The sequence below is a fragment of the Chryseobacterium sp. SIMBA_028 genome (assembly GCF_046535285.1).
Taxonomy (GTDB): Bacteria; Bacteroidota; Bacteroidia; order Flavobacteriales; family Weeksellaceae; genus Chryseobacterium.
Map to the genome: position 1 here is coordinate 1 of NZ_JAWRWZ010000717.1, position 244 is coordinate 244.

General features: G+C 65.2%; 1 protein-coding gene. It reads left to right on the forward strand.

The features are described from left to right. Window positions 1-2 precede the first annotated feature (2 nt). Window positions 3-244, forward strand: a 242-nt coding sequence (locus SCA31_RS25125; RefSeq protein ID WP_410699659.1) for a formate--tetrahydrofolate ligase, incomplete at its 3' end; no start/stop codon positions are given.

Sequence of the window (244 nt, forward strand, 5' to 3'; positions counted from 1 at the left end):
TCTTGCCCATCGAAGAAATCGCCAGGCGCGCAGGCATTCCTGCGGACGCTTTGGAGCTCTACGGCCCCTACAAGGCCAAGATCCAGCCCGGGAAGCTGCGCCTCCAAGACAGCAAAGCGCCCGGCAAGGTGGTCCTGGTCTCTGCCATGTCGCCCACCCCTGCCGGGGAAGGGAAGTCCACGACAACCGTGGGGCTTGCCGACTCCTTGGCGCGGGCCGGACACAAGGTCATGATCGCGCTTCG